Annotated in this window: 24 protein-coding genes; 10 read left to right on the plus strand and 14 right to left on the minus strand. The window is 68.2% G+C overall.

Going from position 1 to position 25496, the window contains the following annotated elements:
• Window positions 1-67: 67 nt before the first annotated feature.
• A complete protein-coding gene (locus LTH96_RS07555) occupies window positions 68-1354 on the minus strand; it encodes a 5-(carboxyamino)imidazole ribonucleotide synthase (RefSeq protein WP_241465141.1) in 1287 nt (428 codons plus the stop codon).
• Between the two features lie 191 nt (window positions 1355-1545).
• Here LTH96_RS07555 and LTH96_RS07560 point away from each other — a divergent pair, with 191 nt between their 5' ends.
• Entirely contained in the window at window positions 1546-2943 is a 1398-nt protein-coding gene (locus tag LTH96_RS07560; RefSeq protein ID WP_370644419.1) for a S8 family serine peptidase, read from the plus strand.
• Between the two features lie 42 nt (window positions 2944-2985).
• Here the strand turns inward: LTH96_RS07560 and LTH96_RS07565 are convergent, their stop codons facing one another.
• The 3 genes from LTH96_RS07565 to glpX form a co-directional block, all read right to left on the minus strand.
• Complete coding sequence (locus LTH96_RS07565; protein WP_241465142.1) at window positions 2986-3285, minus strand: putative quinol monooxygenase; 300 nt, start codon at window positions 3283-3285, stop codon at window positions 2986-2988.
• Between the two features lie 50 nt (window positions 3286-3335).
• The gene (locus LTH96_RS07570; RefSeq protein ID WP_241465143.1) at window positions 3336-3914 is read right to left on the minus strand and encodes a nuclease-related domain-containing protein; all 579 of its coding nucleotides are present in this window, start codon (window positions 3912-3914) and stop codon (window positions 3336-3338) included.
• Between the two features lie 420 nt (window positions 3915-4334).
• Window positions 4335-5399 carry a class II fructose-bisphosphatase gene (gene glpX / locus LTH96_RS07575; RefSeq protein WP_241465144.1) on the minus strand — a complete coding sequence of 355 codons (1065 nt, stop codon included), beginning with the start codon at window positions 5397-5399 and terminating at the stop codon, window positions 4335-4337.
• 134 nt (window positions 5400-5533) lie between these two features.
• Between glpX and LTH96_RS07580 the strand changes: the two genes are divergently transcribed.
• The 4 genes from LTH96_RS07580 to LTH96_RS07595 all read left to right on the plus strand — a co-directional run bounded on the left by LTH96_RS07580 (window position 5534) and on the right by LTH96_RS07595 (window position 7949).
• A complete protein-coding gene (locus LTH96_RS07580) occupies window positions 5534-6172 on the plus strand; it encodes a DUF4245 domain-containing protein (protein ID WP_241465145.1) in 639 nt (212 codons plus the stop codon).
• Window positions 6169-6798 carry a carbonic anhydrase gene (locus LTH96_RS07585; protein ID WP_241465146.1) on the plus strand — a complete coding sequence of 210 codons (630 nt, stop codon included), beginning with the start codon at window positions 6169-6171 and terminating at the stop codon, window positions 6796-6798. Before LTH96_RS07580 ends, LTH96_RS07585 begins: the two co-directional genes overlap by 4 nt.
• 85 nt (window positions 6799-6883) lie before the next feature.
• Window positions 6884-7417, plus strand: coding sequence for an A24 family peptidase (locus tag LTH96_RS07590; protein ID WP_241465147.1), 534 nt, complete (start codon window positions 6884-6886; stop codon window positions 7415-7417).
• Between the two features lie 4 nt (window positions 7418-7421).
• Window positions 7422-7949: an NUDIX domain-containing protein gene (locus LTH96_RS07595; RefSeq protein WP_241465148.1), complete on the plus strand. Its 528-nt coding sequence runs from the start codon at window positions 7422-7424 to the stop codon at window positions 7947-7949.
• 97 nt (window positions 7950-8046) lie between these two features.
• Here the strand turns inward: LTH96_RS07595 and LTH96_RS07600 are convergent, their stop codons facing one another.
• Window positions 8047-9468: a class II fumarate hydratase gene (locus LTH96_RS07600; protein WP_241465149.1), complete on the minus strand. Its 1422-nt coding sequence runs from the start codon at window positions 9466-9468 to the stop codon at window positions 8047-8049.
• Window positions 9469-9546: 78 nt separating this feature from the next.
• Window positions 9547-10143, minus strand: coding sequence for a MarR family winged helix-turn-helix transcriptional regulator (locus LTH96_RS07605; protein WP_241465150.1), 597 nt, complete (start codon window positions 10141-10143; stop codon window positions 9547-9549).
• Window positions 10144-10289: 146 nt separating this feature from the next.
• Between LTH96_RS07605 and LTH96_RS07610 the strand changes: the two genes are divergently transcribed.
• Complete coding sequence (locus LTH96_RS07610) at window positions 10290-11000, plus strand: rhomboid family intramembrane serine protease (RefSeq protein WP_241465151.1); 711 nt, start codon at window positions 10290-10292, stop codon at window positions 10998-11000.
• A gap of 73 nt (window positions 11001-11073) precedes the next feature.
• Here the strand turns inward: LTH96_RS07610 and LTH96_RS07615 are convergent, their stop codons facing one another.
• Both LTH96_RS07615 and uppS read right to left on the minus strand, forming a co-directional pair.
• Complete coding sequence (locus LTH96_RS07615; protein WP_241465555.1) at window positions 11074-12396, minus strand: PhoH family protein; 1323 nt, start codon at window positions 12394-12396, stop codon at window positions 11074-11076.
• Between the two features lie 361 nt (window positions 12397-12757).
• Entirely contained in the window at window positions 12758-13540 is a 783-nt protein-coding gene (gene uppS, locus LTH96_RS07620; RefSeq protein WP_241465152.1) for a polyprenyl diphosphate synthase, read from the minus strand.
• 212 nt (window positions 13541-13752) lie between these two features.
• Here uppS and LTH96_RS07625 point away from each other — a divergent pair, with 212 nt between their 5' ends.
• On the plus strand, window positions 13753-14382 hold the full coding sequence (locus LTH96_RS07625; protein WP_241465556.1) for a hemolysin III family protein: 630 nt from the start codon (window positions 13753-13755) through the stop codon (window positions 14380-14382).
• Between the two features lie 4 nt (window positions 14383-14386).
• Here the strand turns inward: LTH96_RS07625 and LTH96_RS07630 are convergent, their stop codons facing one another.
• The 4 genes from LTH96_RS07630 to mca all read right to left on the minus strand — a co-directional run bounded on the left by LTH96_RS07630 (window position 14387) and on the right by mca (window position 20361).
• Entirely contained in the window at window positions 14387-16570 is a 2184-nt protein-coding gene (locus LTH96_RS07630) for a thioredoxin domain-containing protein (protein ID WP_241465153.1), read from the minus strand.
• A gap of 135 nt (window positions 16571-16705) precedes the next feature.
• Window positions 16706-18892 (minus strand): prolyl oligopeptidase family serine peptidase, encoded by a 2187-nt coding sequence (locus tag LTH96_RS07635; protein WP_241465154.1) that lies wholly within the window; start codon window positions 18890-18892, stop codon window positions 16706-16708.
• A 118-nt stretch (window positions 18893-19010) separates the two neighbouring features.
• Window positions 19011-19385, minus strand: coding sequence for a hypothetical protein (locus LTH96_RS07640; protein WP_241465155.1), 375 nt, complete (start codon window positions 19383-19385; stop codon window positions 19011-19013).
• A gap of 118 nt (window positions 19386-19503) precedes the next feature.
• Window positions 19504-20361, minus strand: coding sequence for a mycothiol conjugate amidase Mca (gene mca, locus LTH96_RS07645; protein WP_241465557.1), 858 nt, complete (start codon window positions 20359-20361; stop codon window positions 19504-19506).
• A gap of 233 nt (window positions 20362-20594) precedes the next feature.
• Between mca and LTH96_RS07650 the strand changes: the two genes are divergently transcribed.
• The 3 genes from LTH96_RS07650 (at window position 20595) to greA (ending at window position 22610) form a co-directional block, all read left to right on the plus strand.
• The gene (locus LTH96_RS07650; protein WP_241465156.1) at window positions 20595-21032 is read left to right on the plus strand and encodes a DUF4307 domain-containing protein; all 438 of its coding nucleotides are present in this window, start codon (window positions 20595-20597) and stop codon (window positions 21030-21032) included.
• 74 nt (window positions 21033-21106) lie between these two features.
• Window positions 21107-21964 (plus strand): substrate-binding domain-containing protein, encoded by an 858-nt coding sequence (locus LTH96_RS07655; RefSeq protein ID WP_241465157.1) that lies wholly within the window; start codon window positions 21107-21109, stop codon window positions 21962-21964.
• A 145-nt stretch (window positions 21965-22109) separates the two neighbouring features.
• The gene (gene greA, locus LTH96_RS07660) at window positions 22110-22610 is read left to right on the plus strand and encodes a transcription elongation factor GreA (protein WP_241465158.1); all 501 of its coding nucleotides are present in this window, start codon (window positions 22110-22112) and stop codon (window positions 22608-22610) included.
• Between the two features lie 127 nt (window positions 22611-22737).
• Here the strand turns inward: greA and ilvA are convergent, their stop codons facing one another.
• Window positions 22738-24024, minus strand: coding sequence for a threonine ammonia-lyase (gene ilvA, locus LTH96_RS07665; RefSeq protein WP_241465159.1), 1287 nt, complete (start codon window positions 24022-24024; stop codon window positions 22738-22740).
• Window positions 24021-25475 (minus strand): AI-2E family transporter, encoded by a 1455-nt coding sequence (locus tag LTH96_RS07670; protein ID WP_241465160.1) that lies wholly within the window; start codon window positions 25473-25475, stop codon window positions 24021-24023. The genes ilvA and LTH96_RS07670 overlap by 4 nt, the downstream gene beginning before the upstream one ends.
• Window positions 25476-25496: the final 21 nt, after the last annotated feature.

The following is a 25496-nucleotide window of genomic DNA, read 5'->3' on the forward strand; positions in this document are numbered from 1 at the left end:
GCCTGGGCTTCCCCTGGCCTCGCATCGGTGGGGTGGTTCTCGGTGGGGTGGTTCTCGGTGGTCTGGCTCATTGGGCGGGTCCTTCCACGATGATCTCGGCCACGTCTGCTGCAGCTCGGCGCACACGCTGAAGCCTTGCTCGACGTGCCTCCCAGGTCTCCTGCGTGGAATGGGTCTGGGTGAGGATGTTCACGTGCCCGATCTTGCGACCCGGGCGGGCCTCTTTGCCGTAGAGGTGAATCTTCGAGCCCTGCGAGCGGCGCATCGCCGCGGCGAAGGAGCCGTGCAGGGATCGCTCGCCGGCGGCGGCGCTGCCGAGCAGGTTCTTCATCACGGTGTAGCCGCCGGCGCCGCCCTTGACCTCGGTGGCGCCGAGCGGAAGGCCCAGCACCGCGCGCAGGTGCTGCTCGAACTGGCTCGTGATGGACCCGTCCATCGTCCAGTGCCCGGAGTTGTGCGGCCGCATGGCCAGTTCGTTGATGTAGATGCCGGGGATGATTCCAGCCTCGGGGTCGGCGTCATCCTCACTGATCTCGAAGAGCTCTACTGCGAGCATGCCGGTGACCTGGAGCTTCTCCGCGATCGTGCGGGCGATGCGCTCGCACAGGTCCAGATGGGCCTGGCTGGTGTGCGGCGCGGGGGCGATCACCTCGTCGCAGACTCCGTGGGTCTGGGTGGATTCCACCACCGGGTAGGTCACGGTCTCCCCGGTGGCCGAGCGCGCGACCTGGGCGGAGAGCTCGCGGGTGTAGGGCACCTTCTGCTCGGCGAGCAGGCCCGCGCCGGATTCGGCGGCGCGGGCGAACCAGTCCTGGGCGTCAGCGGCCTGCTCGGACGAGTCGATCATCCGCACACCCTTGCCGTCGTAGCCGCCGCGCGGAGTCTTCAGCACCACCGGCCAGCCTGCGTCGGCGCCGAAGCTCAGCAGCTCGTCGACGCTGCGGACCTCGGCCCAGCGCGGGTTCGGCAGGCCCAGCTGCTCCACGGCGCGGCGCATCGCGAGCTTGTCCTGGGCGTAGATCAGCGCCTCGGGACCGGGATGCATCTCGGCGCCGTTCGCGGTGAGAGCGTCAAGCACCTCGGCAGGCACGTGCTCATGATCGAAGGTGATCACGTCTAGGCCGGCCGCGAACGCCGTCACGTCTGCGGGGGCGGTGTAGTCCCCCAACGTGGTGTGCGGGATGACCTGCGCGGCCGAGGAGTCGGCCGAGCCGGCGAGCAGATGCAGCTCGATGCCCAGCTCGACGGCGGCGGGGGCCATCATGCGGGCCAGCTGGCCGTCGCCGATGACCCCGATCCTCGGGGTGCCGGCGGGGCCGCTGGGCGGGGCTGGGTTGCTGTCCTGTCGCGTCACAGTCCCCAATTATGCGCCATGACCTCTGCTCGCCCGCACAGGGAAACACCCCCGGGTGGAGCAGACCGCACCGGACAGCTGGCCGCAGGGACGATCTCCAGGTCACTCGGCGGATATGCAGGTTGCGACCCTAGCCTGGTGCCCACGTGTCGGCGCGGCGGAGGGACGGGACAACAATGGGACGCTTTGTAGTGACCTTTGACACCTCAGATTCAGAAGTGCTGGAACGGGACGCTCCCGGGCTGCTCAGCGCCCAGGGCTTCTCCACCGACATCTATTTCCCTCGACTCGGCGTCGGCGTGGTCGACGGCGAGTCCGGTGACCTCGAGGCGTTCAGCGGTCGATGTCGTGAACGTCGAGCGCCGATGAGCTACAGCCGGGAGCTGACCTACTACGCGATCGGGGCGACCCCCGCCGAGCGCACGACGACAGCCGCAGTCGTCGACACCGCTGCACTGACCTGGGGGTTGCAGGCCATTGAGATCGGCCGCGCCCAAGCGGCGGGGCTCACCGGCGCCGGGGTGCGCATCGCGGTGCTGGACACCGGTTTCGACGTCGACCATCCGGACTTCGCCGGCCGCGTGGTGACGGCAGAGTCCTTCATCGCCGGGGAGGGTCCGGAGGACGTCCACGGTCATGGCACGCATTGCGTGGGCACCGCCTGCGGACCCTGGGCTCCCCCGTCCGGTCGAGGCTTCGGCGTGGCCCCCGGGGTCGAGATCTTCTCGGCGAAGGTGCTCGGTGCGGACGGATCCGGCTCAGACGCCTCGATCCTCGCTGGGATCGATTGGGCGCTGGCGAACAACTGCCAGATCATCTCGATGTCACTGGGCGCCGATGTGCGCGAGGTCCATCCTCCGTATGTGACCGCTGGTCGGCGGGCGCTGGAGCGGGGTTCGGTGCTGGTAGCCGCGGCGGGCAACAACGCCGGACGAAGCGCAGGAAACCCCGGCTTCGTGGGGGCGCCGGCGAACAGCCCCTACGTCATGGCGGTGGCCGCGCTGGACACCGGGCTGCACGTGGCGGACTTCTCAGCCCGCTCCCTGCCGCACGATGGTGGGCAGGTCGACATCGCCGCCCCCGGGGTGGACGTCTACTCGTCCTGGCCGCGTCCCGAGCACCACCGCAGCATCAGCGGCACCTCCATGGCAGCCCCACACGTCTCCGGCATCGCCGCCCTGCTCTCGGCCTCCACCGGGCTGCGCGGCCAGGCGCTGTGGGATGAGCTGATCCGCACCGCGCGTCCCCTGGCAGGCGCTGAGCGTGAGGATGTCGGGGCGGGATTGGCTGCGATCCCAGCGGCCGAAAGGACAGTGACCATGCCGGAGCAGCAGTGGATCATCACCGTGGACGAGGAGCATCTGGACGCGATCGACGAGGTCGTCGCTGACTTGGAATCGGCTGGGCTCGTGGTGGACCGGGTGCTGCGCAGCCTGGGGCAGATCACCGGACGCACGGAGGCGACCCCGGGGATGCAGGCGCAGGCCGCGGGTGAGGAGCCGAAGGGCTTCTCCGCGGTGGCCGGGGTGGCCTCGGCCGACGGCGGTCAGCGGCACCATATCGCCCCGCCCGACGCCGAGATCCAGTAGCGCCGGATGCGTGGGACGGAGGTCCCTGATACATGGAAGCAGCTACGGCAGCGGGGATCCGACCACGTCGAACTGGTATCCGTCCATGGCACCCGAGAGCAGGGGCATGGCCTCGGCGATGAGTGCACGGACGCTCGGCAGCTGGAGCGAGTCCTGGTGGGCCTCCGCGGAGGTCCAGAGTTCGCTGACGAAGACCGTCTCGGGGTGCTCGTCGCTGATGCCGACCTCGTAGAGAAGACATCCGGCCTGTTCCAGGTCTGGATTATGGCGGGTCAATATGGAGACGACTCGGTCCCGGGCGCCTGGCACAACTCCCAGCGTTCCCACATTCGCGAAAGCCATGACACCACAATAAGATAGGCCGCGTGGCCCTGTCAGCCCCTCGTGAGGAGTCACCCAGAAGCTGCGAAGCGGTCGGCGAGCTGCGCGCCGATGGAGTCGACGTCGATCCTCGCCCCAGTCCCGGCCCTCGCCACCTGCTTGACGCGTCTGGGCCAGAGCACATGAACTCCCCGGGTGCGTGGATGCCCACCCAGGGGCCATTCGGCGCGGTAGAAGCACAGCATTCCCGAGACTGGGACGTTCGGCGCACAACCACGCACCAGGTCCACCTGCTTGAGCACCTGATCCACCAGGGATGTGCAGTCCCGCCCGCGCACGGTGAGCTTCTCCACCCTCGAGGTCAGCAGTCCTCCGCTCCGCCGGAGTTCCACCCTGCCCGTGTACTTCTTGGTGTCGATCACCCAGACTCCGCTGGGCACAATCAGGATGTGGTCGATATTGGCGCGGGACCCTGGGATCTTCCGATCATGCAGCACCAGGCCGCCCAGCTCGAGAGCCACCCTGTCCAGGCGGGACCCGACCCGACGCTCTCCCTCCGCGCCGATCGCCCAGGCGGTGGTGCTCTGCTTCTCCTGGCTCAGCGCGATGGCGACGCCGCCGAAGCGTCCCCACTTCTGCCGGATCCGCACATCATCCTTGGCCCTTCGGCGGTCATACTCCCGCTGCGCACCCGCCCCGGCGCGCCCTCGGCCCCCAACCGGAGGGACCTCAGATTCAGCCAGAGGTGGTGACATGTCTGTGTGCGTTGCGGGGGAACAGCGCATGCAGAGCACCTTCCTGCGGCGGTCGGAGTAGAGAGCCTCGGTCCCTTGCTGGAGCGGTACTGCGCAGACGCAGCAAACTCCTGCATAGCGAAGCCGCAGTCGCCTGAGGTCCTCGGCATTCTCCGCTGTCATCCATCCCCCGATGTCGTCTGTCACCGCTGAAATCCATCACTCACGGGCATCACGTTTAAATCGCCGTCGCCCGCGGACAGCTCAGACCACAGAGACGACGAACGCATCAGCTGTCCCGCGCGATCTCCTGATAGCTCCGCGCGTGCCGGTGCATCACTGCCTGGTGTAGGACTCCCATTTGCGAGCCTGGTGCTCAGCGTCGATGACCCGGACCGTGCCGGACTTCGAACGCATCACGATGGACTGAGTGGTGACCTTGTCTCCCTGGTACCGGACGCCGCGCAGCAGATCGCCGTCGGTGATGCCGGTGGCGGCGAAGTAGCAGTTGTCGCCGGTGACCAGTTCGTTGGTGGTGAGCACCCTGCTGACGTCGTGGCCGGCGTCGAGCGCCTTCTGCGCCTCCTCGTCGTCGATCGGAGCCAGGCGACCCTGGATCACACCGCCGACGGCCTTGATGGCGCAGGCGGTGATGATGCCCTCAGGTGTGCCGCCCACTCCCATGAGCACGTCTATGCCGGAGCCTTCGCGGGCCGCGGCGATGCCTCCGGCCACGTCACCGTCCATGATGAAACGGGTGCGAGCTCCGGCTTCGCGGATCTCCTCGACCAGCTTGGAGTGGCGCGGGCGGTCGAGCACGCAGACGTTGAGCTGACTGATCCGCTTGTTCTTGGCCTTGGCGATCAGGTGCAGGTTCTGCTTCACGGGCAGGCGCAGGTCCACCATGTCGGCGGCCTCGGGTCCGGTGATCAGCTTGTCCATGTAGAACACCGCCGATGGATCGAACATCGTGCCGCGCTCGGCCACGGCCAGCACTGCCAGCGCGTTGTTGTAGCCCAGCGCGGTGAGCCGGGTGCCGTCGATCGGGTCCACGGCCACGTCGGCCTCCGGTCCGCTGCCGTTGCCGACCCGCTCCCCGTTGAAGAGCATCGGGGCTTCATCCTTCTCCCCCTCGCCGATGACCACGATCCCGTTGAGGTTCACGGTGTCCAGCAGGGAGCGCATGGCATCCACTGCGGCACCATCGGCGGTGAGCTTGTCACCCATGCCCACCCAGGCGCCGCCGGCGATGGCCGCGGCCTCGGTGACCCGGACCAGCTCCATTGCGAGGTGGCGGTCAGGCTCGGAGTCTCCGACGGCCAGGCGCGCTGAAAGGTGGGAGAAGTCCTGGGTGGAGCCGTCGTCGGAGCGTTTGCCGCCGGGCTGCGAAGAATCGTTCATGGGCTTGGGCCACCTTGTCGTCTCGGCTTCTGACCGGCCTCGTCGCCGGCCCTGCCGCCATCATAGCCGTGAGCGCCGACACGGCACCGAGTCACGGGCCCGGGCATGTCTGCCGGCGGTGACACAATGGAGGAGTGACCGAGCCAGAAGAGACCCCCACCCCGCAGCTGACGCAGTCCCAGGCGAAGCGTCTGCGCCAGCCCCTCATCGGCGTCGTGATCACGGTGGCGATCACCATGCTGGCACTGTTCGCCGTGATGGGGCTGAGACCAGAACGCGATGTCGCCTTCACCCCTGACGTCGACGTGGAAGAGGCTGCCGGCTGGACCAGCGACGTGGCCGGCTACACCGCCATCGTCCCGGATGTGCCCGAGGGGTGGACGGCGAACTATGCCCGGTGGGAGAACCGCGCAGAGCTCGGGGTCACTGCCTGGGAGGTCGGGTACTCCGTCGACGAGCAGAGCTTCCTGAGCTTCGCGCAGACCGACGAGCCCAACCCCGCATGGGTCAACGATGCGACGCGGCAGATCGGGGCCACCGGGGAGGAGACCGTCGATGGGCTGACCCTCGAGGTCCGCGAGAACGACGAGTGGAAGTACTACGTCCTGGAGGCCGAGGCGAACACGGTCGACGGCACGGCGATCGTGTTCGGCGGGGAGGCCACGGCAGAGCAGTTCGACATCTTCCGCAGAGCGGTCACCGAATCGATCGATGTTGAGGTAGAACATGTTGAGGTAGAAACAGGGGAAGACAACGGAGGTTCCACAGGATGACCGCATCGACCACGCCCGCGCAGCCGCTTCCCGCGGAGGTCTGGGAACTGCTCAAAGCCGGCAACGAACGCTTCGTCTCGGGTGAATCGAAGCACCCCAACCAGAATGCCGCCCGCCGATCCTCGCTGACCGAGTCCCAGCATCCGATGGCGACGATCTTCGGCTGCTCGGACTCCCGCCTGGCCGCGGAGATCATCTTCGACGTCGGCCTCGGTGACGTCTTCGTGGTCCGCACCGCCGGGCAGGTCACCGACGACGCGGTGCTCGGCTCTCTGGAGTTCAGCGTCGCCGAGCTGAAGGTCCCGCTGATCGTGGTCCTCGGCCACGACTCCTGCGGCGCCGTCTCGGCTGCGCTGCAGGCCACCGAGTCCGGAGTCACCCCCACCGGCTTCGTGCGCAGCCTCGTCGAGCGCATCACCCCCTCGGTGCTGGCCGCGCAGCGCGCCGGAATCACCAGCGTCAACGAGACGGTGGAAGAACACGTGAAGCAGACCGCCCACCGGATCGTCGATCATTCCCGCGTGCTCCACAACGCCGTCGCGGAGGGCCGCACCGCGGTCATGGGTGTGACCTACCGGCTCTCGGAGGGACGCGCCGACGTGGTCACCAGCATCGGCGAAGTCTGACCCTCAGCTCAGCGGCATTCAGGGGCATCTTCCCCAGATAGTCATGCCCATTCCCTCCTGAGCCCCTGACGCCTAGGGTGGGACCGTGATCGCGTTCATCACCGAGCTGCTGAGTTCCGGGGCGCCGGGCCGGGCCCTGGCGGGTGTGCTGCTGCTGATCGCCGGGGTCGTGTTCGCGGTCTGTGCCATCGCGCTGAGCTTCAGCGATCTGCGCGAGCACCGGCTTCCAAACCGCATCATCTATCCCTGGGCCGGGCTCGTGATGGGGCTGCTGCTGCCGACTGCACTGCTGCTGGGCGATCCGCTTGCGGCGCTGCGCGCCCTGGCTGCCGCCCTGACCTGGGGCGGGCTCTTCCTGCTCGTGCGGCTGATCGCTCCCCCGGCGCTGGGCATGGGGGATGTGAAGCTGGCCGTGGTGCTGGGCCTCTACACCGGGTTCCTCGGCTGGGACACGGTGCTGACCGCCGTCGTCGTGTCCTTCCTGCTCGGCGGACTGGTCTCAGCAGCGCTGTTGCTCTCCGGGCGCGGCACGGCCAAGACCGCGGTGCCCTTCGGACCCTTCCTGCTGCTGGGCACCACCATCGCCCTGATGCTCAGCGGCGGCCACTCGCTAGGCTGAGGACATGCCCACCCCAGACTTCATCAAGGAACTGCGTCAAGACATCGGCACGAAGGAGCTCTGGATCCCTGCGGCCCGCGGCGTGGTGCTCCGCCGGGGAGCGGTGGGTGGCGAGGCCGCCGCACCCTCCCCTGCCGCACCCTCCACCGCCGAGACCGAGGTGCTGCTCGTGCGCCGCGCCGACAACGGTGCGTGGACCGTGACCTCGGGGATCCTCGATCCCGGTGAGGATCCTGCCGTCGGAGCGGTCCGCGAGGTCGAAGAGGAGACCGGCGTCGTCGCCCGTCCGGTGCGGGTTGCCGGAGTCTTCGCCACCGGGCTGGTGCGCTACCCGAACGGGGACGCCTGCCGGTACCTGGACACGGTGCTGGAGATGGAGCCCATCTCGGGGCAGGCGCGGGTCAATGATGATGAGTCAGTCGAGGTCGGCTGGTTCCCCGTCTCCGCGCTGCCAGAGCCGATCAGCGAGGACCAGCGGATGGTCATCGACTGGGCGCTGGACACCGAGGCCCCCGCACGATTCCGCAGCTGAGACCAAACTCCCCGCTGGTTGAGTTCTCCGGTGGATACGTATGTACCGGAAAACTCAACCAGCGGGGAGGAGTGGCGTTGCGCGCGCAGAGCTCAGATCAGCCGGGGCGGGTCATGCTCATCAGGTCCAAGGAATCATCGAGCTGCGCCTCGGTGAGGTCGCCGCGCTCGATGTAGCCCAGCTCGATCACGGCGTCGCGCACGGTGAGCTTGTTCTTCACCGCGTGCTTGGCGATCTCGGCGGCCGCCTCGTAGCCGATGTGCTTGTTCAGCGGGGTCACCACCGACGGCGACGCGGCGGCGAGGAACGCGGCGCGCTCCTCATTGGCGGTCAGGCCCTTGATCATCTTGTCGGCCATCACGTAGCTGGTGTTCTTCAGCAGCCTGATCGACTCCAGCAGGTTCGCGGCCATCACCGGGATGCCGACGTTGAGCTCGAAGGCGCCGTTGGTGGAGGACAGCGCGACGGTGGTGTCGTTGCCGATCACCTGGGCGCAGACCTGGATGGCGGACTCGCAGATCACCGGGTTGACCTTGCCGGGCATGATCGAGGAGCCGGGCTGCAGGTCAGGGATCGCGATCTCGCCGAGGCCGGTGTTCGGGCCCGACCCCATCCAGCGCAGGTCGTTGTTGATCTTCATCAGGGAATAGGCGATGTTGCGCAGCTGCCCGGAGGCCTCCACCAGCCCGTCCCGGTTGGCCTGGGCCTCGAAGTGGTCCCGGGCCTCGGTCAGCGGCAGGCCGGTGTCCTTCGCGAGGCTGGCGATGGCCTTCTCGGCGAAGCCCAGCGGGGTGTTGATCCCGGTGCCCACGGCGGTCCCGCCCAGGGGCACCTCGGCCACGCGCGGCAGGGCCGAGTCGATGCGCTCGACGCCGTAGCGCACCTGTGCGGCGTAGCCGCCGAACTCCTGGCCCAGGGTCACCGGGGTGGCGTCCATCAGGTGGGTGCGGCCGGACTTCACCACGGAGGCGAACTCTTCTGACTTGGCCTCCAGCGCCTCGGCGAGGTACGCCAGCGCCGGCTGTAGGTCGTTGACCAGCGCGGAGGTGGCTGCCACATGCACGGAGGTGGGGAAGACGTCGTTGGAGGACTGGGAGGCGTTGACGTGGTCGTTGGGGTGGACTTCCTTGTCCGAGCCCTTCTCTGCCAGGTAGCGGTTGGCCAGGGTGGCCAGCACCTCGTTGGTGTTCATGTTCGAGGAGGTCCCGGAGCCGGTCTGGAACACGTCGATCGGGAAGTGCTCGTCGAGGTCTCCGGCCTCGACCAGCTCGGCGGCGTGGACGATCGCCTCGGCGAGCTCGGCGTCGAGCACCCCGAGCTCCTGGTTCGCCCGAGCGGCGGCCTTCTTCACGCGGGCCAGCGCTTCGATGTGGGCGCGCTCCAAGGTGCGTCCCGAAATCGGGAAGTTCTCCACGGCGCGTTGGGTCTGCGCGCGATACAGGGCCTGGGCGGGCACCTTCACCTCACCCATGGTGTCGCGCTCGATACGGTATTCGGTCTCAGCAGTGTTCTCGGTCATAGGTTCAGTCTAGTAACCGATCTCCGGGGACTGAGACTGTGACGCGCAGCCAGCGGGCTCAAGATGAGCCGGCGGAGATCAGTCGACGCTGGCGATCAGTCCGCTGAGAAACTTCGTCACCGCCGCGCGTTCAGCTTCGGTGAGCGTCTCCACAGTCTCGATCATCCGGCGGTGCATCTCGCTCAGCGTCTCGCGGACCTCCTGGTCCCCGGCGATCGTCGGTTCGATCGCGACCGAACGACGGTCACTGGGGAAGGGCACGCGGCGGACATAGCCGTAGCGGATCAGCCGATCCACCAGCACGCTGACCGAGGCGGCGCTGATGTCCAGCTCCTGGGCGAGATCGCGCTGGCGCAGCAGCTCCCCGGCGGACTGGGCGCGCAGCACGAAGCGCAGCGCAAGGAGATCGGTCTCACCCATGCTCATCGACTCCCGGGTGCGCGAGCGCATCTTCCGCTCCGACTCGCGGTATCGACGCAGCAGGTTCAGCACATCCACGGAGCTCGGCGCGTGGCCGGAGTCCTGATACCAGTAGCCGCCTGGCCGGGGCGTCGGGGAATCGTGGGTCGCGTCAGCTGGGACTGCCTCATGGTGGGCTTCCGGACCTGGAATCACAGGTTCGGGTGCCGCAGCCGTGACCTCGGGGGTCTGGTGTGCGCGTTCGTCCTTCAACATCCCCGCCTAGGAGTGGCCGTCAAGCCACCACATATTGATAGTTGCTCGGACTAAGTGTTGGCCCCTCTGGCCAATGGTATGGCACCAGCAGTTTCGGGGCCACCGTCCGCGCACGCCGACACCCGAGCTCTGCGTAGCATGGAGTGATGAGCAGAGCATTCCAGCGATCCGGAGCGGGCGATCCGATCGGCAGCGCACCCGGTGATTCCTGGGGATCCTTGAGCACCGACCTGAAGTCCACCTTCGGCCGGACCTTCCTGCCCGTCGTCGTGCCGCTGGTGGGGATGTGGGCGGTCTATCTGGTGATGGTCTTCACCGGGAACTGGATCAATCGGGCGTTCGGACTGCAGGCCCGGGACGCCGATGGACTGCTCGGGATCCTGTTCATGCCGCTGCTGCACGGCAGCTTCGGACACATCCTGAGCAACTCGATGTCCTGGCTGGTCCTCGGCGGCATGGTCTCGCTGCTGACCCGCCGGTTCGTGAGGATCACGGCCGTGATCTGGCTGCTCTCCGGGGTGCTGCTCTGGCTCGGCGGCACACCCTGGATCTGCCACGATCCGTTGGGCGTGGGCTGCGGCCGACTGCACATCGGTGCCTCCGCAGTCGTCTACGGCTTCGCGACCTTCCTGGTCGCCTTCGGGTTCATCACACGTCGGATCCTCGCGGTGGTGTTCTCCCTGGCGGTGCTCTTTCTCTACGGGTTGAGCATGCTCATCGGGATGACACCGATCAGCCCCGGCGGGGTGTCCTGGTCCGGGCACCTGGCAGGGGCGGTGGCCGGCGTCGCCGTCGCCTTCATCTTCACCCGGTCCGCACGCAGCGAGAGGGCCGCCAAGTCGCCCGCCCGGCGCTGAACGGAGTCCCCCGGGCCAGAAGACCGGCTCCCGCCCACCGGCAGCGGGCGGGAGCCGGTGAGCCGCACGGACCCTAGGCGTCTTCGAGCAGCTCGGTGACCAGCGCGGCGATCCGCGAGCGCTCCGAGCGGGTCAGGGTCACGTGGCCGAAGAGCGGGTTGCCCTTGAGGATCTCCACCACCGCGGCGATCCCGTCGTGGCGGCCCACCCGGAGGTTGTCGCGCTGGGCGACGTCGTGGGTGAGCACGATCTTGGAGTTCTGCCCCATCCGAGACATCACCGTGAGCAGCACGTTCTTCTCCAGCGACTGCGCCTCATCGACGATCACCCAGGCGTCATGCAGCGAGCGCCCGCGGATATGGGTCAGCGGCAGCACCTCGAGCAGCCCGCGGTGCATCACCTCGTCCAGCGCGTTCTCCGAGACCAGCGCGCCGAGCGTGTCGAAGACCGCCTGGCCCCAGGGGTTCATCTTCTCCGCCTCGGAGCCGGGCAGGTAGCCCAGCTCCTGGCCGCCCACGGCATAGAGCGGACGGAAGACGATGATCTTCTTGTGCTCGCCGCGCTCCAGCACGGCTTCGAGCCCGGCGCAGAGGGCCAGCGCGGACTTCCCCGTTCCGGCTCGACCTCCCATCGAGACGATGCCCAGCTCCGGATCCATCAACATGTCGATGGCCAGCCGCTGTTCGGCGGAGCGTCCATGCAGCCCGAAGACCTCACGGTCTCCGCGGACCACCTGGACGTATTTCTGCGAGGCGGCGTTCTGCTTGACCCTTCCCAGCGCGGAGCCACGGTCGGAGGAGATCACCAGTCCGGTGTTCACCGGCAGATCTTCGGCATCCTCGAGGTCGATCTTCTCGCCGTCGTAGAGCTGGGATATCTGTTCGGAGCTGGCGCTGACCTCGGCCAGACCGGTCCAGCCCGAATCGGTGACCCATTCGTTGCGGTACTCATCGGCCGCGAGCCCCATCGCGGAGGCCTTCACCCGCATCGGCAGGTCCTTGGAGACCACGGTGACCTCGCGGCCCTCATCGGCGAAGTTCTTCGCCACTGCAAGGATCCGCGCGTCATTGTCCGAGCCGCGGAAACCATGTGGGAGAACCTCCAGCGAGATGTGATTGAGCTCGATCAACAGCTGCCCGCCCTGGTCGTTGAGCGGGATCGGTCGGTTCAGCGCCCCATGTTTGACGCGAAGCTCATCGAGCAGCCGCAGCGCCGATCGGGCGAAGTAGCCCAGCTCGGCGTCGTGGCGCTTCTTCTCCAGCTCGGAGATGACGACGACGGGGAGGATCACCTCATGCTCGGCGAACCTCAGGAACGCCTTGGGGTCTGAGAGCAGCACCGAGGTGTCGAGCACGAAGGACTGCTGGGCGAGCGCCCCGGCGATTGCTGAGTCCAGCTCGTCACTGCTGACGGCGTCGGGGGTTGCAGGGGTCACATGTGAGGAGGCCACGGTTTCTCCATATCCGGAGACACAGAAGGTCCCGCCCGCGAGTCCTGGTGGAAGGCGCCTGGTGGCGCATCCGGCTCGTGGCGGAACCTTGGACTGTCCCCGTTGTGATTCGCAAGGGTGGTCGGTTCGGCCCTGCGGGGCCGGTCCGACCCCTTCTGCGCGATGCCTGCGGCATACGTGATCGGGCCTCTCCGGTCAGTGTTCTGACACTTCAGAGCGTACTCCGGCATCGAACTACATGGCAGTAGTTCTGGTGAGTTCCGGGTGACGAACGGGTAAACAGCTCAAGCCGGGACGGAAGTGGCGGTCAGTTTCCGAAGCGTCGTTGCCGCTGTGCGTAGTCGCGCAGCGCGCGGACGAAGTCCACGCGGCGGAAGTCGGGCCACAGCGCCTCGCAGAAGTAGAACTCCGAGTACGCCGACTGCCACATCAGGAATCCGGAGAGCCGCTGCTCACCCGAGGTGCGGATGATCAGATCAGGGTCGGGCTGACCGCGGGTGTAGAGCCGGTCGGCGATCGAGCCCGGGGTGAGCTGCTCGGCGACCTCACTGATGCTGCGGCCCTTGGACTCGGCGTCGCGGAGCAGCTCCTTGACGGCATCCACGATCTCCTGGCGCCCGCCGTAGCCCACCGCCACGTTCACGTGCACGGCCGGCTCCTCCTCGGCGCGGGCAAGCTCGGCGTCCACGCAGCGCAGCCGCTCGGCCAGCGGCGCGGGCAGCAGCTCGGGCTGCCCGACCGGGTGGACCCGCACAGGGCGTCCGCCGGGGCGGGATTCACACAGCCGCTCGAGGGTGTCGCCGATGATCTCCATGAGCTGGTCCAGCTCTTCGGCGGACCGGCTCATGTTGTCCGTGGAGAGCATGTAGAGGGTCACCGTGGGCACGCCCAGCTCGGCGCACCAGTCGATGAACTCCACGATCTTGTTCGCGCCCGCCAGGTGCCCGTCGGCGGCGGGGGTGCCGGCGAGCTTGGCCCAGCGCCGGTTGCCGTCCACGACCACGCCGATATGCTGCGGGATCCGGTCCTGCGGCAGTGCGCGGCTGATCTGCCGTTCATAGACGGCGTAGGCGAGGGAACGCAGCCCCATTGGACCTCCTGCTGGGTGGATGCATTCCCACCCTAAGGGACGGCCCTGGGATCTGGGCCCGAGCGTGGTGCGCGTCCGAGTGCGGCGTGCGCCACAATATATTACTGAGCGGTCACATGTGGCTCTACACTGGTGCCGTGGCCCCGAACAAGCATGAGACCGAGCTTCCTGATCGCAGCACCGCCCCTGCGGAGCGGCTCTTCGATTCCGAGATGCCGCTGAAGCCGCGGATGCGCGGCTGGCTGCACGCCGGCATGGTGCCGCTGGCCCTGATCGCCGGCATCGTGCTCATCGCTCTGGCCCCCTCAGGCCCGCTGCGCGCCGCCTCGGTGGTCTATGTCATCACCGGGCTGCTGCTTTTCGCAGTCTCGGCCACCTATCACCTGGGCACCTGGTCTCCGCGCACCGCACGAGTGCTCAAGCGCCTGGACCATACCAACATCATGCTGATCATCGCCGGCACCTACACCCCGCTGACCCTCGCGCTGCTTCCGGAGCCCCGCGACCTGATCCTGCTCGTGGCGGTCTGGATCGGAGCCCTGGGCGGGGTGGCCTTCCGGGTGTTCTGGACCGACGCTCCGCGCTGGCTCTACACCCCGGTCTACATCATCCTGGGCCTGGCGGCGCTGGTGTTCCTCGGGGACTTCTTCGCCGCCGACGTCGCCGCGGCCACGCTGATCTGCGTCGGCGGGGTGTTCTACATCGTGGGCGCGATCTTCTACGCGCTCAAGCGGCCGAACATCTCGCTGCACTGGTTCGGGTTCCACGAGCTCTTCCACGCCTGCACGCTGATCGGGTTCATCTGCCACTACATCGCGATCATGCTGGCGCTGCTGGACTGAGCGGTCACCCGTCAAGCGCGGCCAGGGCCTGATCCACCGAGCCCACCGGGGGCAGGCAGATCATGGTGCCTACGGAGTTCAGGCACACGCTCAGGCGCAGCGGGGTCTCCGTGCCCACCGCCTCGACAGCCACCGGTTCCACCGGCACCCCGTGCAGCGCGCCCGCCCGACGCACCTGGGCCAGGTCTTCGGCGGTGCCGGCGAGGAACCGGAGGGCCGGTGACCGCCGTCCGGCGCGCCGAGCGACCAGCAAGGATGCTCCGATCACCGTGGGTGCCTTGGACGCGGCGAGCTTCACATGCTGCAGGATCAGGCCAGGCCTGAGATCCTCGGCCCCGAGCAGCTCCAGCGCCTCCGCCATCTGCAGCGCCTGGGCCAGTGCGGCGACGCTGCTGGGCTCAGGCCCATCCAGCGGGGTGGCGAACAGCGGCCCCTGCTGAGCGGCGGCGAGCAGACCCGTGGTGTCCGGGCTCTCCAGCAGCTGGATCTCGCCGTCCGTCCGGCGCACGAAGTTCTGCAGAATCTGGCGCAGCACGGCGGCTCCGCGGCGGACCCATGCGGCGTCCGCGCCGGCGGAGCCGAGCTGGAAGCAGGCCACGGCGAGATGCGCGTGATCGGCGAGTCCGCCCAGCTCGGCGACGGGGACTCCGGCATAGGAGATCCGCCGGACGCGCGCCCGGCCGGCGTCGTCGCTGGTGTCGCTGGCGGGTTCGAGCGTCACATGGGTGCGCCAGAGCTGTTCGGCGAGGGCCTCGGCCCGCCCCAGCAGTGCGGAATCGTCCCAGAGTGCGGCTGCCGTGGCCATCGAGGAGATCGCCTGCGCATTCCAGGCCGCGACGACCTTCTCATCCCGCGCCGGCTGATCCCGCAGCGCACGACGACGGCGCAGCTCCGGTGCGACCTGTTCCCACAGCTGCGTCTGGGCCCGGGTCAGCGGCTCATCGAAGTGCAGGGTGCGCGGAGTCTGCGCGGTGATGTCCAGCGGGGCGCCCTGCGTGATCGCCTGCTCATCGGCGGGCACGCCGCGGTTCAGCGCCACCAGCTGCTGCCCCTGCTCCTCCCCCAGGCCGGCAGCCCCGGCGGCGTCGAGCAGCTCGGCGTCGGAGAACAGGTAGGCGGCGCCCTCGGCATGCCGACCATGGGCATCCACGGTGTCGGCGTCGAGGGAGGAGGCGAGCAGCCCTGAGTCCGGAAGCAGCATCCGTTCGGTGAGCCAGTCCAGGCTGAGCCGGGCCTGGCGCTCGGCACGTGCACGCTGTGTGGCATCGGCCGCGGGGTGCACGCTGAGCCGGGCATAGTGCCCGATGAGCTGGGCGTTGTCGCAGAGCATCTTCTCGAAATGCGGCAGCGCCCAGGCGAGATCGGTGGCGTAGCGCGCGAAGCCGCCTTCGACCTGGTCGAACAGCGCCGAGCGGCCGAGGGTCTCCAGCGTGCGAAGCGCCATTCCTGCGGCGACGGAGCCGGGGTCCCATGCGGACTCCTCGAGCAGGAAGCCCAGCAGCGGGGAGGGTGGGAACTTCGGCGCGGACCCGAACCCGCCGTGGACCAGGTCCTCCTGCTCGCTGAGCACCGCCAGGGCGGCTGCGACCAGTCCGTCGAGCTCTGCAGGCTCCATGGTCGCGTGCGCGCCGGGCACGCCGTCGTCGTCCTGGGTGTGGACCATGGTGGCCAGTCCTGCCTGCTGTCGACGCTGAATGCCGAGGGACTCGGCGATCTTGCCCGCCGAGGTCTCGACCTCCGCGCGGCGTTCGGTCCAGGCCGCATGGACGGCGTCGAGGACTTCGGCGAAGGACGGGACCTGTCCGACCCGTCGGGGTGGGAAATAGGTGCCGGCGTGGAAGACCCGCGCATCGGGGAGGGTGAAGACGCTCATCGGCCAGCCGCCCTGCCCGGTCATCGCCTGGGTGGCGGCCATATAGGTGTCATCGACATCCGGGTGCTCCTCGCGGTCCACCTTGATCGCGACGAAGCGCTCATTCAGCGTCTCGGCGAGCGCAGGGTCCGCGAAGGACTCGCGCGCCATCACGTGGCACCAGTGACAGGCCGCATAGCCGATGGAGACGAAGACCGGGACGTCCCGGCGGCGCGCCTCGGCGAAGGCTTCGGCTCCCCACGGGTACCAGTCCACGGGATTCTCCGCGTGGGATCGGAGGTACAGCGAGGAGCTTTCGGCGAGGCGGTGTCCCATCCGTCCAGTCTTGCGCACCCGCGACCCGGCGTCGAGCGCCTGCTCCCGCGTTGAGGGGCGGAAATTCCGGGCACCTGATGCCTCGAACCCGCTCAACCGCTCGGAGAATCCGCCCCTCAACGCGGCAGGGACACGTCAGCGGCTCAGCTCAAGGTGCGGGATCCCCTCCGGCTCGAAGCTGAAGATCTGTCCGTAGAAGCTCAACGAGGCCTCGAAGCTGGTGATGATGTTCTCCGCCTTGCGGAAGCCGTGCTGCTCTCCGGCGAAGAGCAGATAGGCGTGCGGAATGGACTTCGCGGCGAGGGCGTCGCGGAACATCTCGGCCTGGTTCGGCGGAACGATCGGGTCCTCGTCACCCTGGAGCAGCAGCACCGGGCAGCTCAGCGAGTCCACGTGGTTCAGCGGTGCCCGCTCGCGGTAGATCTCTGCGGCCTCCGGGTAGGGGCCCACGAGCCCGTCCAGATAACGGGACTCAAAGTCATGGGTGTCCTCGGCCAGCGCCACCAGGTCGGCGACGCCGAAGCTCGAGACCCCCGCGGCGAAGGTCTCGGTGCGGGTCAGACACGCCAGGGTGGTCCATCCGCCGGCGCTGCCGCCCTCGATCCCCAGCCTTCGGGGGTCGGCGATGCCCTCGGCGACCAGGTGCTCCATCACCGCGACGGTGTCCGCCACATCCACCACGCCCCATCGGCCCTTGAGCCGGTCGCGGTAGGCCCGACCGAACCCGGTGGAACCGCCATAGTTGATGTCGACCACCCCGATCCCGCGCGAGGTGTAATAGGCGATCGCGAGCGAGAGTCCGACGGCGGCCTGGCCGGTGGGTCCGCCGTGCACCTGTGCGATGAACGGGGGCAGCTCCCCCGCCGGAGCGGCGAAGCCAACCTGGCGCGGCCGGTAGAGCACCGCGTGGATCTCCTGCCCGGAGTCGTCCTGCACCGTGATCGGCTCCGGGGCCGGCAGCAGCGCCGGGTCCGGGGCGTCATCACGGGAGGACCGGACGACGCCGGGACGGTCGACCCGCCATCGTCCGTCGCTGACGACGAGCGGGCCGACGCTGATCGCGGAGAACTCGGTGGTCGACGCACCGTGGATCGCGAGCGCACCGTCCTGGCGCAGGCTCACCCCGGCGATGCTGGTGTGCGGCAGCTCCAGGGGCACCACGGTGCCGGCACGCAGGTCGAGCACGCCCAGCGAGTCCGTGGCGGTCCCGTGGATGCACAATGCGTGGTCAGCGCCGATCAGGGTGACCCAGCGCTGGCCCAGCTGCCACAGCGGCCCGGCATACTCCTGCTCATCGACCAGCAGCTGGCGCGGCGTCTCGATCGCTGCGGGCCCACCCTTGGTACGAGTCTGGGCGTCGGTCTGGGGCCCGGTCTCCACGGTCTGCACGGTCCAGGGGTTCCACCATCCGGAGCGGTCGCTGAGGTAGATGAGTTCGCCGTCACGGCGCCACTGCGGCTGCAGCACCGAGACCTCGGGGCCGCCGTCGAGGACGTGATCGTCGACCACGATCCCGCCGGCGACGCGGCCCACGTGCAGCGCGGTGCCGTCCCACGGCATCTGCGGGTGCTCCCAGGAGATCCAGGCGAGCTGAGTCCCGTCAGGTGAGAGCTGCGGGTGAGCGACGAAGCGCGAGGCAGGCGTGACTCGTCGCAGCGCGCGCTGGTCCTCCGCGGCTGAGCCGTCCAGCGGGAGGGCGGCGATCGAGCGCTCCACGAGCGGGGCGCCCGTGGCGTCGTCGCCGTCGAGGTGTTCCTCACAGACCCACCACACCTCCACGGTGCCGTCGGCGAGGGAGACCGCCGTGGGCTGGGCCCAGCGCAGCGAGGGCCCGCCTGCAGAGGTGACCTCGGGGCCCACCGGGCTGATCGGCTGCGGAGTCCCACCCTCGACGAAGGCGTAGACCCGCTGGTCGGTGAAGTTCACGAACAGCACCAGCGGCGCCCCGGAGGCCCCCTGATCCGGCCGGGCGACCTCTGGCGGTGCGGTCGCGGCGGGGGTCCCAGCGGTCAGCGCGATCCAGGAGGAGCCGCCGTATTCGTGGACCCGTGACCGCGCATTGAACGGCGCCGGAAGCACCGTCACGGTGTGGGGGTGCGTCTGCTGGGTCGGGCGGGCCGCGTCGTCGTGGGTCCGAGCGGCGCTGAGTGGATCTGCGTCGGTCCGGACGATGGTCTGCCGGCCACCCTCGGCGGCGAGCGCCTCGGTCCACCAGAGCTGCTCCCCCACCCACTGCGGGGAGCCCAGGCGGTTGCCGCCTACGGCGAGCTGTTCCGCGGAGATGCTCGATGGCCAGGATCCGTAAGGGAGAGTTGTCACCATGGCGCCAGTGTAGGACACCCCACCCATGCGATGAGGGGCGAATTCTGCGAGGAGTTCAGTGGGTTCCCGGTCTCAGATCCACGTAGAATCCGCCACTCGACGCAGGAGGGGACCCGGCTCAGCGGGAGGGTGGGTGGGGTTCGTTCTCGGCGGGCGGGGCCGGAGTCGTGGGGCTTGGGCCGAAGCGGGCTTCGGCGGCGGCGTCGCGGGAGCGCTGCTGGGCCGCTGAGATCTCGGCTTCGGTGATCTCTCCGGGGAACTCGGCCTCGTCCTCGCCGTACTCGGCCTCCACCTGCGCCCGGTACTTCATCCGGCGCATGCGCTTGACCAGGTCCCGGACCACCACGATGAGCAGCACCACGACCAGCGCGGTGAAGAGGAAGCCTTCGATCCCCGGGGTGATGTCGGCCTCTTCCAGCCCAGGGCGAAGCTCGGGAGCGTCACCGCCGCCCCCACCTGGCCACGGGTTGTTGACCGAGGGAATTAGAACCACAGGTGTCTCTGCCTTTGAACGTCGTCAGTCCTGACGGACCGGGCTTTTTCGGCAGCCGCCGACGGCGGCCATCGACTCAAGTCTACGCGTTGTAGAAATCCGGCACCGCACCAAGTCTTCAGCGCAGGCCGCTGAAGAGATCGTATTCCGGCAGCTCGGTCTTCACCCGGGAGTCGACCAGCACGTAGTCGTCATAGGGCCAGACCTCGCGCAGGAAGTCGTTGGGGGTCGCGAAGAAGAACCCGTCGGGCTCCACCTGGGTGCGGTGGGCGCGCAGGGCGCGGTCGCGGTGCTCCAGGAAGGTGCCCACCGGGATCTGGGTGGTCACCTCGTGCTCGGTCATCCATGGGATCGACCCGTCACGGAAGCGCAGCAGTCGATCCTCATAGGGGGACTTGTGCCCGGCCTCCAGCAGGGCCTTGTGGATCGCCTCGAACCGGCCGGGGTTGAAGGCCCGGTCGTAATAGAGCTTCTGCGGCTCCCAGGCCTCACCGAGGCCCTGGTACCTGGTGGGATCGCCGGCATCCCGGTAGGCCTCCACCGTGATCTTGTGACTCATGATGTGGTCCGGGTGCGGGTAGCCGCCGACCTCGTCATAGGAAAGGATCACGTGGGGCTTGAATCGGCGGACCAGGCGCACCAGCGGGGCCGTGGCCTGCTCCAGCGGCAGCGTCGCGAAGCTCCCGAAGGGAAGCGGCGGCGTGGGGTCACCTTCGGGCAGCCCGGAATCGGCGAAGCCCAGCCAGACATGGGAGATGTTCAGCGCCGCGGCAGCCTCGGCCATCTCCATCCGGCGCACCCCGGGGAGGTCGCGGTGGGTCTGCAGGATCTCCCCCGCGGCCGGGTTCAGCAGATCGCCCTGCTCACCCCCGGTCGCCGTGGCCACCATGACTTGAGCACCGGCAGCCGCGTAGGCCGCCATCATGGCGGCACCCTTGGAGGACTCGTCATCGGGGTGGGCGTGCACGGCCAGCATGCGCAGGCCTGAGGATCTCGGAAGGCTCTGCACCTTGGCGCCGGCGAGCGCCGACGCAACCTCGGTGCCGACACCGCCCCCGACGTCGGTGCTGGCACCGGCGCCATGGTGTGCGCCGCCCGCGCGGCCGGCCCGGGAATTCGGCTGAACCGATGCGGCGGTGGAGGCGGCCGGTGGGGACTTCTTCGAGAGGGTGCGGTGTGAGCTCTGCATAAGCACCTAGAATAGTCCTGATGACTGAGTCCAGCACCACCGACGCCGCTGCCTCCACTGAGCTTCAGTCCAGGTACGGCACCCCGAGGCGCAGCGCGTCCGCGAGATCCCAGCGCTGGATGATCATCGGCGCCCTGGTGCTGGCCTTCGGAGCCATCGTCTATTTCACGGTGGGCAATGCGGTCGGTCAGCTCACCCACAACGACGTCGGGTACACGATCATCTCGGACACCGAAGCCTCGGTGGACTTCGAAGTGTCAAAAGACCAGGATGCTACTGTTCAGTGCATGATCCATGTGCTGGACAACAGCTATGCAGTTGTCGGCGCCCGGGTCATCACCATCGGTCCGCACGAGGGATCGAGCCCAGGGGATCGCAGCGAGTATTACCGCACTGATGTGCGGACGGAGTCCCGCGGAGTCACCGGAGTGGTGGACTCCTGCTGGGACGTCGACTGACCGCCGCAGCACCCGCATCACACACAGAGCTCTAGCAGACGGGCTCCACACCCTTTTCTCAGGGGAGCCTGTCCATGAAACCCGATTCTCTCTTCTTCCGACTCCGCGGCGTGATCGCGCTCGTGCTCCTGCTCTGCTTCGTCGCGGCATTCGTACTCAGCGCCTGCGGCCCTGCCACCGGAGTCTCCGCAGGTGAAAATCGCAGCGTGACCGTGCTGGCGGCACCCTCCACGGCCCCCGCACTCGACGCGCTGCGCTCTGATCTCCATGACCGGCAGAGCGGAGTCTCCGCCCAGGTCGAGTACCTCGGCAGCGACGCGCTCGAGCGCGCGATCGAGTCTGGCCACGACGCCGACCTGGTCCTGACCGCCTCGCGGGACCAGATGCTGGCACTCACCCAGGACGGGAACATCGAGGGTGATCCGATTCCACTGGCGAGCAACCGACTGGTGCTGGTCGCCACGGCGGAGAATCCCTTCGAGATCCTGGACTTCGACGACTTCGCCGCCCGCGCCGCTGACCTGAGGGTGAGCACCTGCGCCGGAGATGCTCCCTGCACCGAACAGATCACCGACCTCTCCGGCACCTTCGACCTGGATCTGACCGACGAGGAGTTCCACGTGGCCCGCGCAGGCTTCTCCGCAGAGCCGGACAGCGCGCTGCAGAACCTCACCGAGGGCAGCAGCGACGCCGCCCTGGCGTATGTCACCGACGTACTGGCCCAGGACGTCCCGCTGCAGACCTTCGAGATCCCGCAGTTCCAGCAGAGCACCACCCAGGTCTGGGCCGGGGTGCTCACAGACCCCGAGAACTCCGGCGCGGCGAATGAGTTCTTCGGCATCCTTGCCGGTGAACGCGCCCGTTCAGCCTTCAGCGAAGCGGGCTTCCTTCCCGCCCCTGTCGCGGAAGCTGAGGCCAGTTCCGATCAATAGCCACGGTCCTGATTGAGAATCCGGAGCACCCCCACTAGCATGTGGGGAACGCATCAACACCCCGCCGAGGCATGTCCCGGGCTCAAGGGCCAGAACGCATGCCGTCCAACGGCGGGGTCTTTGCATGAATAAGGAGAGCTGAACCGTGTCAACGAACACCCCCGAGATCGACGAGAACGCTCAGTGGCTGACCCAGGAGGCCTACGATCGGCTGAAGGGCGAGCTCAAGCACCTCAGCGGACCCGGTCGCCAGGAGATCGTTGACCGCATCGAGTCTGCTCGCGAAGAGGGCGACCTCAAGGAGAACGGCGGCTACCACGCCGCGAAGGAGGAGCAGGGCAAGGCCGAGGCGCGCATCCGCTACCTCAAGGACCTGCTGGAGAACGCCTATGTCGGCGATGCTCCCACCGGCGACACCGTGGTGCCCGGGATGCTCGTGGAGGCCAAGATCGCCGGCAACACGATGAAGTTCCTCTTCGGCAACCGCGAGATCGCCGGAGACACCGACCTGGAGGTCTACTCCGAGCGCTCCCCCATCGGCGAGGCGATCAACGGCGCCAAGCCGGGAGACAAGCTCAGCTATGCCGCACCCAACGGCAAGGACATCCCGGTGGAGATCCTCTCCGCCGAGCCCTTCGGCGGCTGAGAGCCGCACCCCGCAGCACGACGACGACGGCCCCCTCCACTGGGAGGGGGCCGTCGTCGTGTCTGGGAGGCGCTCGGTGCTTGGGGAGCATCCCAGCGCCGCTGGAGTGCCCAGCTGCGGGGCCTGCTCAGTGCTGCGGGACCATCGGTTCGTAGCCCTGGGCGCGCAGCCGGTTGAGCACTCGCTCAGAGTGCTCGGCGCCCTTGGTCTCCATATTGATCACGATGGAGACCTCCCCCATGGACAGCGCCCCACCGATCCGGCTGTGATCCACCCCGGTGACGTTCGCGTCGGCGTCGGCGATGATCTGGGAGATCGTGGCGAGCTCACCCGGAAGATCCTTGAGCATCAGCTTCACGGTGAGGAACCGGTTCGCGGCGGAGAGGCCGTGCTGGATCACGCGCAGCATCAGCATCGGGTCGATGTTGCCCCCGGAGAGCACGGCGACGACGTTCTTGGGCCTGATCCCCAGGTCGGCGAGCTTGCCCTCCATCAGCGCCGCGACGGGCACCGCGCCTGCGGGCTCCACGACCATCTTGGAACGCTCCAGCAGGAAGATCAGCGCGCGGGCGATCGCGTCCTCGCTGACCGTGACGACCTCGTCGACGAGCTCCTTGATGATCTCGAACGGGATCTCCCCCGGCCGGCCCACGGCGATGCCGTCGGCGATGGTGCGCACCCCCTTGATCGGGACCAGCGCGTCGGCGGCGAGCGACGGTGGATACGCAGCCGCGTTCTCGGCCTGGACGCCGATGATCTTGACCTCGCGGCCCAGCCGGGCGGCCTGCTGCTTGATCGCCACGGCGGAGCCGGCCAGCAGCCCGCCGCCGCCGATGCCCATGATGACGGTGTCGACCGCGGGCTCCTGCTCCAGGATCTCCAGGCCGATGGTTCCCTGACCGGCGACGACGTCGGTGTTGTTGAAGGGGTGGATGAAGACCGAGCCGGTCTCGTCCGAATTCCGCTGCGCCTCGGCGAGGGCCTCATCGACATTGGAGCCGTGCAGGATGACCTCGGCCCCGTGGTCCCGGGTGGCCGCGAGCTTGGGCAGGGCCACCCCGTGCGGCATGTAGATCTTCGCGGTGATGCCCAGCTTCTTGGCAGCCAGCGCCACGCCTTGGGCGTGGTTGCCGGCCGACGCCGCGACGACGCCGCGGGACTTCTCCTCCTCGGAGAGTCGCGCCATGCGCACGTAGGCGCCGCGCACCTTGAACGAGCCGGCGCGCTGCAGGTTCTCGGCCTTCAGGTGCACGGTGGCGTCCACCATGCGCCCCAGTGCGCGCGAGTGCTCCATGGGAGTGCGCACGATGATGTCGGCGAGCAGCTCCTGGGCGGCCTGGATGTCTTCGAGCTGGACGCTCAGGTGCGCGCCTGGGCGCGCGACTGCCTCTGCGCCGTGCTGGATCTGTGTCATTCTCGCTTGCCCTCATCATCTGGATGGGTGTCGGTCCGGGTCTGAGCGGCAGTGCCGTGGCCAGCGTCCTCGGAGTCGGCATCGGGGTGTGGACGGGTGCCGGCCGCGGTGTGCGTCTCGGTGCGGGTCGGCTGCCCTTCCGCGGCGTCGACGCGGCGTCCGAATCCGCGCCTCTCGGGGTCCAGGCCGGGGATCGTCTGCTTGAACCGGCGGGTGATGTTCGCCAGCGAGGCCTGTTCCTCGGCCTCCTGCACCTCCTTCTGAGCAGCTCGCTTGACGGCTTCTTCCTTCTCCAGCTTCTCCATGGCCTTGGCCTCGGGGTCTGAGCGCCATTCCTCCTTCACCAGGTACCGCGCGGCCCGGGTGATGAAGGCCAGGACCGGCACGGCGAAGAGTGCGCCGACGATGCCCAGCAGGGTGGTGCCGGCGGTCACGGCGAGGATCACGGCCAGCGGGTGCAGCCGCACCGCCTTGCCCATCACGATGGGCTGCAGGATGTTGGATTCGATCTGCTGGACCAGCAGGACCACGCCGACCATCAGCAGCGCGTTGCCCAGCCCATTGGCCACCAGGGCAAGGATGACGGCAACGGCGCCGGTGACCACGGCACCGACGATCGGGATGAAGGAGCCCAGGAAGACCAGCACGGCCACCGGCAGCGCGAGCGGCACTCCCAGCAGGGCCGCGCCGACGCCGATGCCCACCGCGTCGACTCCGGCCACGAAGACCTGGACGCGCATGTAGGAGCCCAGCGCGGTCCAGCCGCGACGGCCTGCGCCGTGGATGGCGGGGCGGTGCTTGCCGGGGGCGAAGAACACCAGGAAGTCCCAGATCTTGCGGCCATCGGCCAGGAAGAAGATCAGGGTGAACAGTGCGAGGATCAGTCCGACGACGAGGTTGCCCGCGGTGGAGCCCAGCGCCATGGCTCCGCCGAGGATCGCGTCAGAGTTCTCCTGCAGATAGGCGAGGCCTTCTTCGAGCCCCTGATTGATCTGGTCGGCAGAGATCTCGATGCCGAAGCGGGCGGCGGTGTCCTCGGCGAGGGTGACCAGCTCGAAGAGGCCTTCCTGGACCTGCGTGGCCATCTCGGCGAAGCCGGTGACCAGCTGCTGGCCGACCAGGTAGAGCAGTCCCGCCACGAAGCCGATGAGCACCAGCAGCGTGGTGATCGCCGCAACCACGCGCGGGAACTTCCACTTGACGAAGACGTTCTGCAGCGGGCGCAGCAGGGTGGCCAGCAGGGCGGCCACGAGCAGCGGGATCAGCAGCAGCGAGATGTGGCTGAGCAGCCAGATCATCACGCCCGCGAAGAGCAGGATGATGATGACGCGCCAGGACCAGGCGGCGGCGATCCGGATGCCCCATGGGACGTCTTCCTGGATCCGCTGTTCCTCGGCCATCCGGGGAGGGACGTCCTCTTCCATCAGCTCGAGCTTCTCGACAGTGTTCATTGCTACATCCTGCCATGGCAA

Source organism: Nesterenkonia sp. LB17, from assembly GCF_022565915.1.
Classification (GTDB): Bacteria; Actinomycetota; Actinomycetes; order Actinomycetales; family Micrococcaceae; genus Nesterenkonia.

What these genes read in the sequence shown, in the direction of transcription:
- LTH96_RS07650 (WP_241465156.1), top strand. Translation starts at nt 20,595, where the DNA reads ATGACTGAGTCCAGCACCACCGACGCCGCTGCCTCCACTGAGCTTCAG.
- LTH96_RS07670 (WP_241465160.1), bottom strand. Translation starts at nt 25,475, where the DNA reads ATGAACACTGTCGAGAAGCTCGAGCTGATGGAAGAGGACGTCCCTCCC.
- LTH96_RS07585 (WP_241465146.1), top strand. Translation starts at nt 6,169, where the DNA reads ATGACCGCATCGACCACGCCCGCGCAGCCGCTTCCCGCGGAGGTCTGG.
- mca (WP_241465557.1), bottom strand. Translation starts at nt 20,361, where the DNA reads ATGCTGGCCGTGCACGCCCACCCCGATGACGAGTCCTCCAAGGGTGCC.
- LTH96_RS07600 (WP_241465149.1), bottom strand. Translation starts at nt 9,468, where the DNA reads ATGACCGAGAACACTGCTGAGACCGAATACCGTATCGAGCGCGACACC.
- LTH96_RS07655 (WP_241465157.1), top strand. Translation starts at nt 21,107, where the DNA reads ATGAAACCCGATTCTCTCTTCTTCCGACTCCGCGGCGTGATCGCGCTC.
- LTH96_RS07610 (WP_241465151.1), top strand. Translation starts at nt 10,290, where the DNA reads ATGAGCAGAGCATTCCAGCGATCCGGAGCGGGCGATCCGATCGGCAGC.
- LTH96_RS07595 (WP_241465148.1), top strand. Translation starts at nt 7,422, where the DNA reads ATGCCCACCCCAGACTTCATCAAGGAACTGCGTCAAGACATCGGCACG.
- LTH96_RS07565 (WP_241465142.1), bottom strand. Translation starts at nt 3,285, where the DNA reads ATGGCTTTCGCGAATGTGGGAACGCTGGGAGTTGTGCCAGGCGCCCGG.
- LTH96_RS07630 (WP_241465153.1), bottom strand. Translation starts at nt 16,570, where the DNA reads ATGGGACACCGCCTCGCCGAAAGCTCCTCGCTGTACCTCCGATCCCAC.
- glpX (WP_241465144.1), bottom strand. Translation starts at nt 5,399, where the DNA reads ATGAACGATTCTTCGCAGCCCGGCGGCAAACGCTCCGACGACGGCTCC.
- ilvA (WP_241465159.1), bottom strand. Translation starts at nt 24,024, where the DNA reads ATGACACAGATCCAGCACGGCGCAGAGGCAGTCGCGCGCCCAGGCGCG.
- LTH96_RS07625 (WP_241465556.1), top strand. Translation starts at nt 13,753, where the DNA reads ATGCCGCTGAAGCCGCGGATGCGCGGCTGGCTGCACGCCGGCATGGTG.
- LTH96_RS07635 (WP_241465154.1), bottom strand. Translation starts at nt 18,892, where the DNA reads ATGGTGACAACTCTCCCTTACGGATCCTGGCCATCGAGCATCTCCGCG.
- uppS (WP_241465152.1), bottom strand. Translation starts at nt 13,540, where the DNA reads ATGGGGCTGCGTTCCCTCGCCTACGCCGTCTATGAACGGCAGATCAGC.
- LTH96_RS07605 (WP_241465150.1), bottom strand. Translation starts at nt 10,143, where the DNA reads ATGTTGAAGGACGAACGCGCACACCAGACCCCCGAGGTCACGGCTGCG.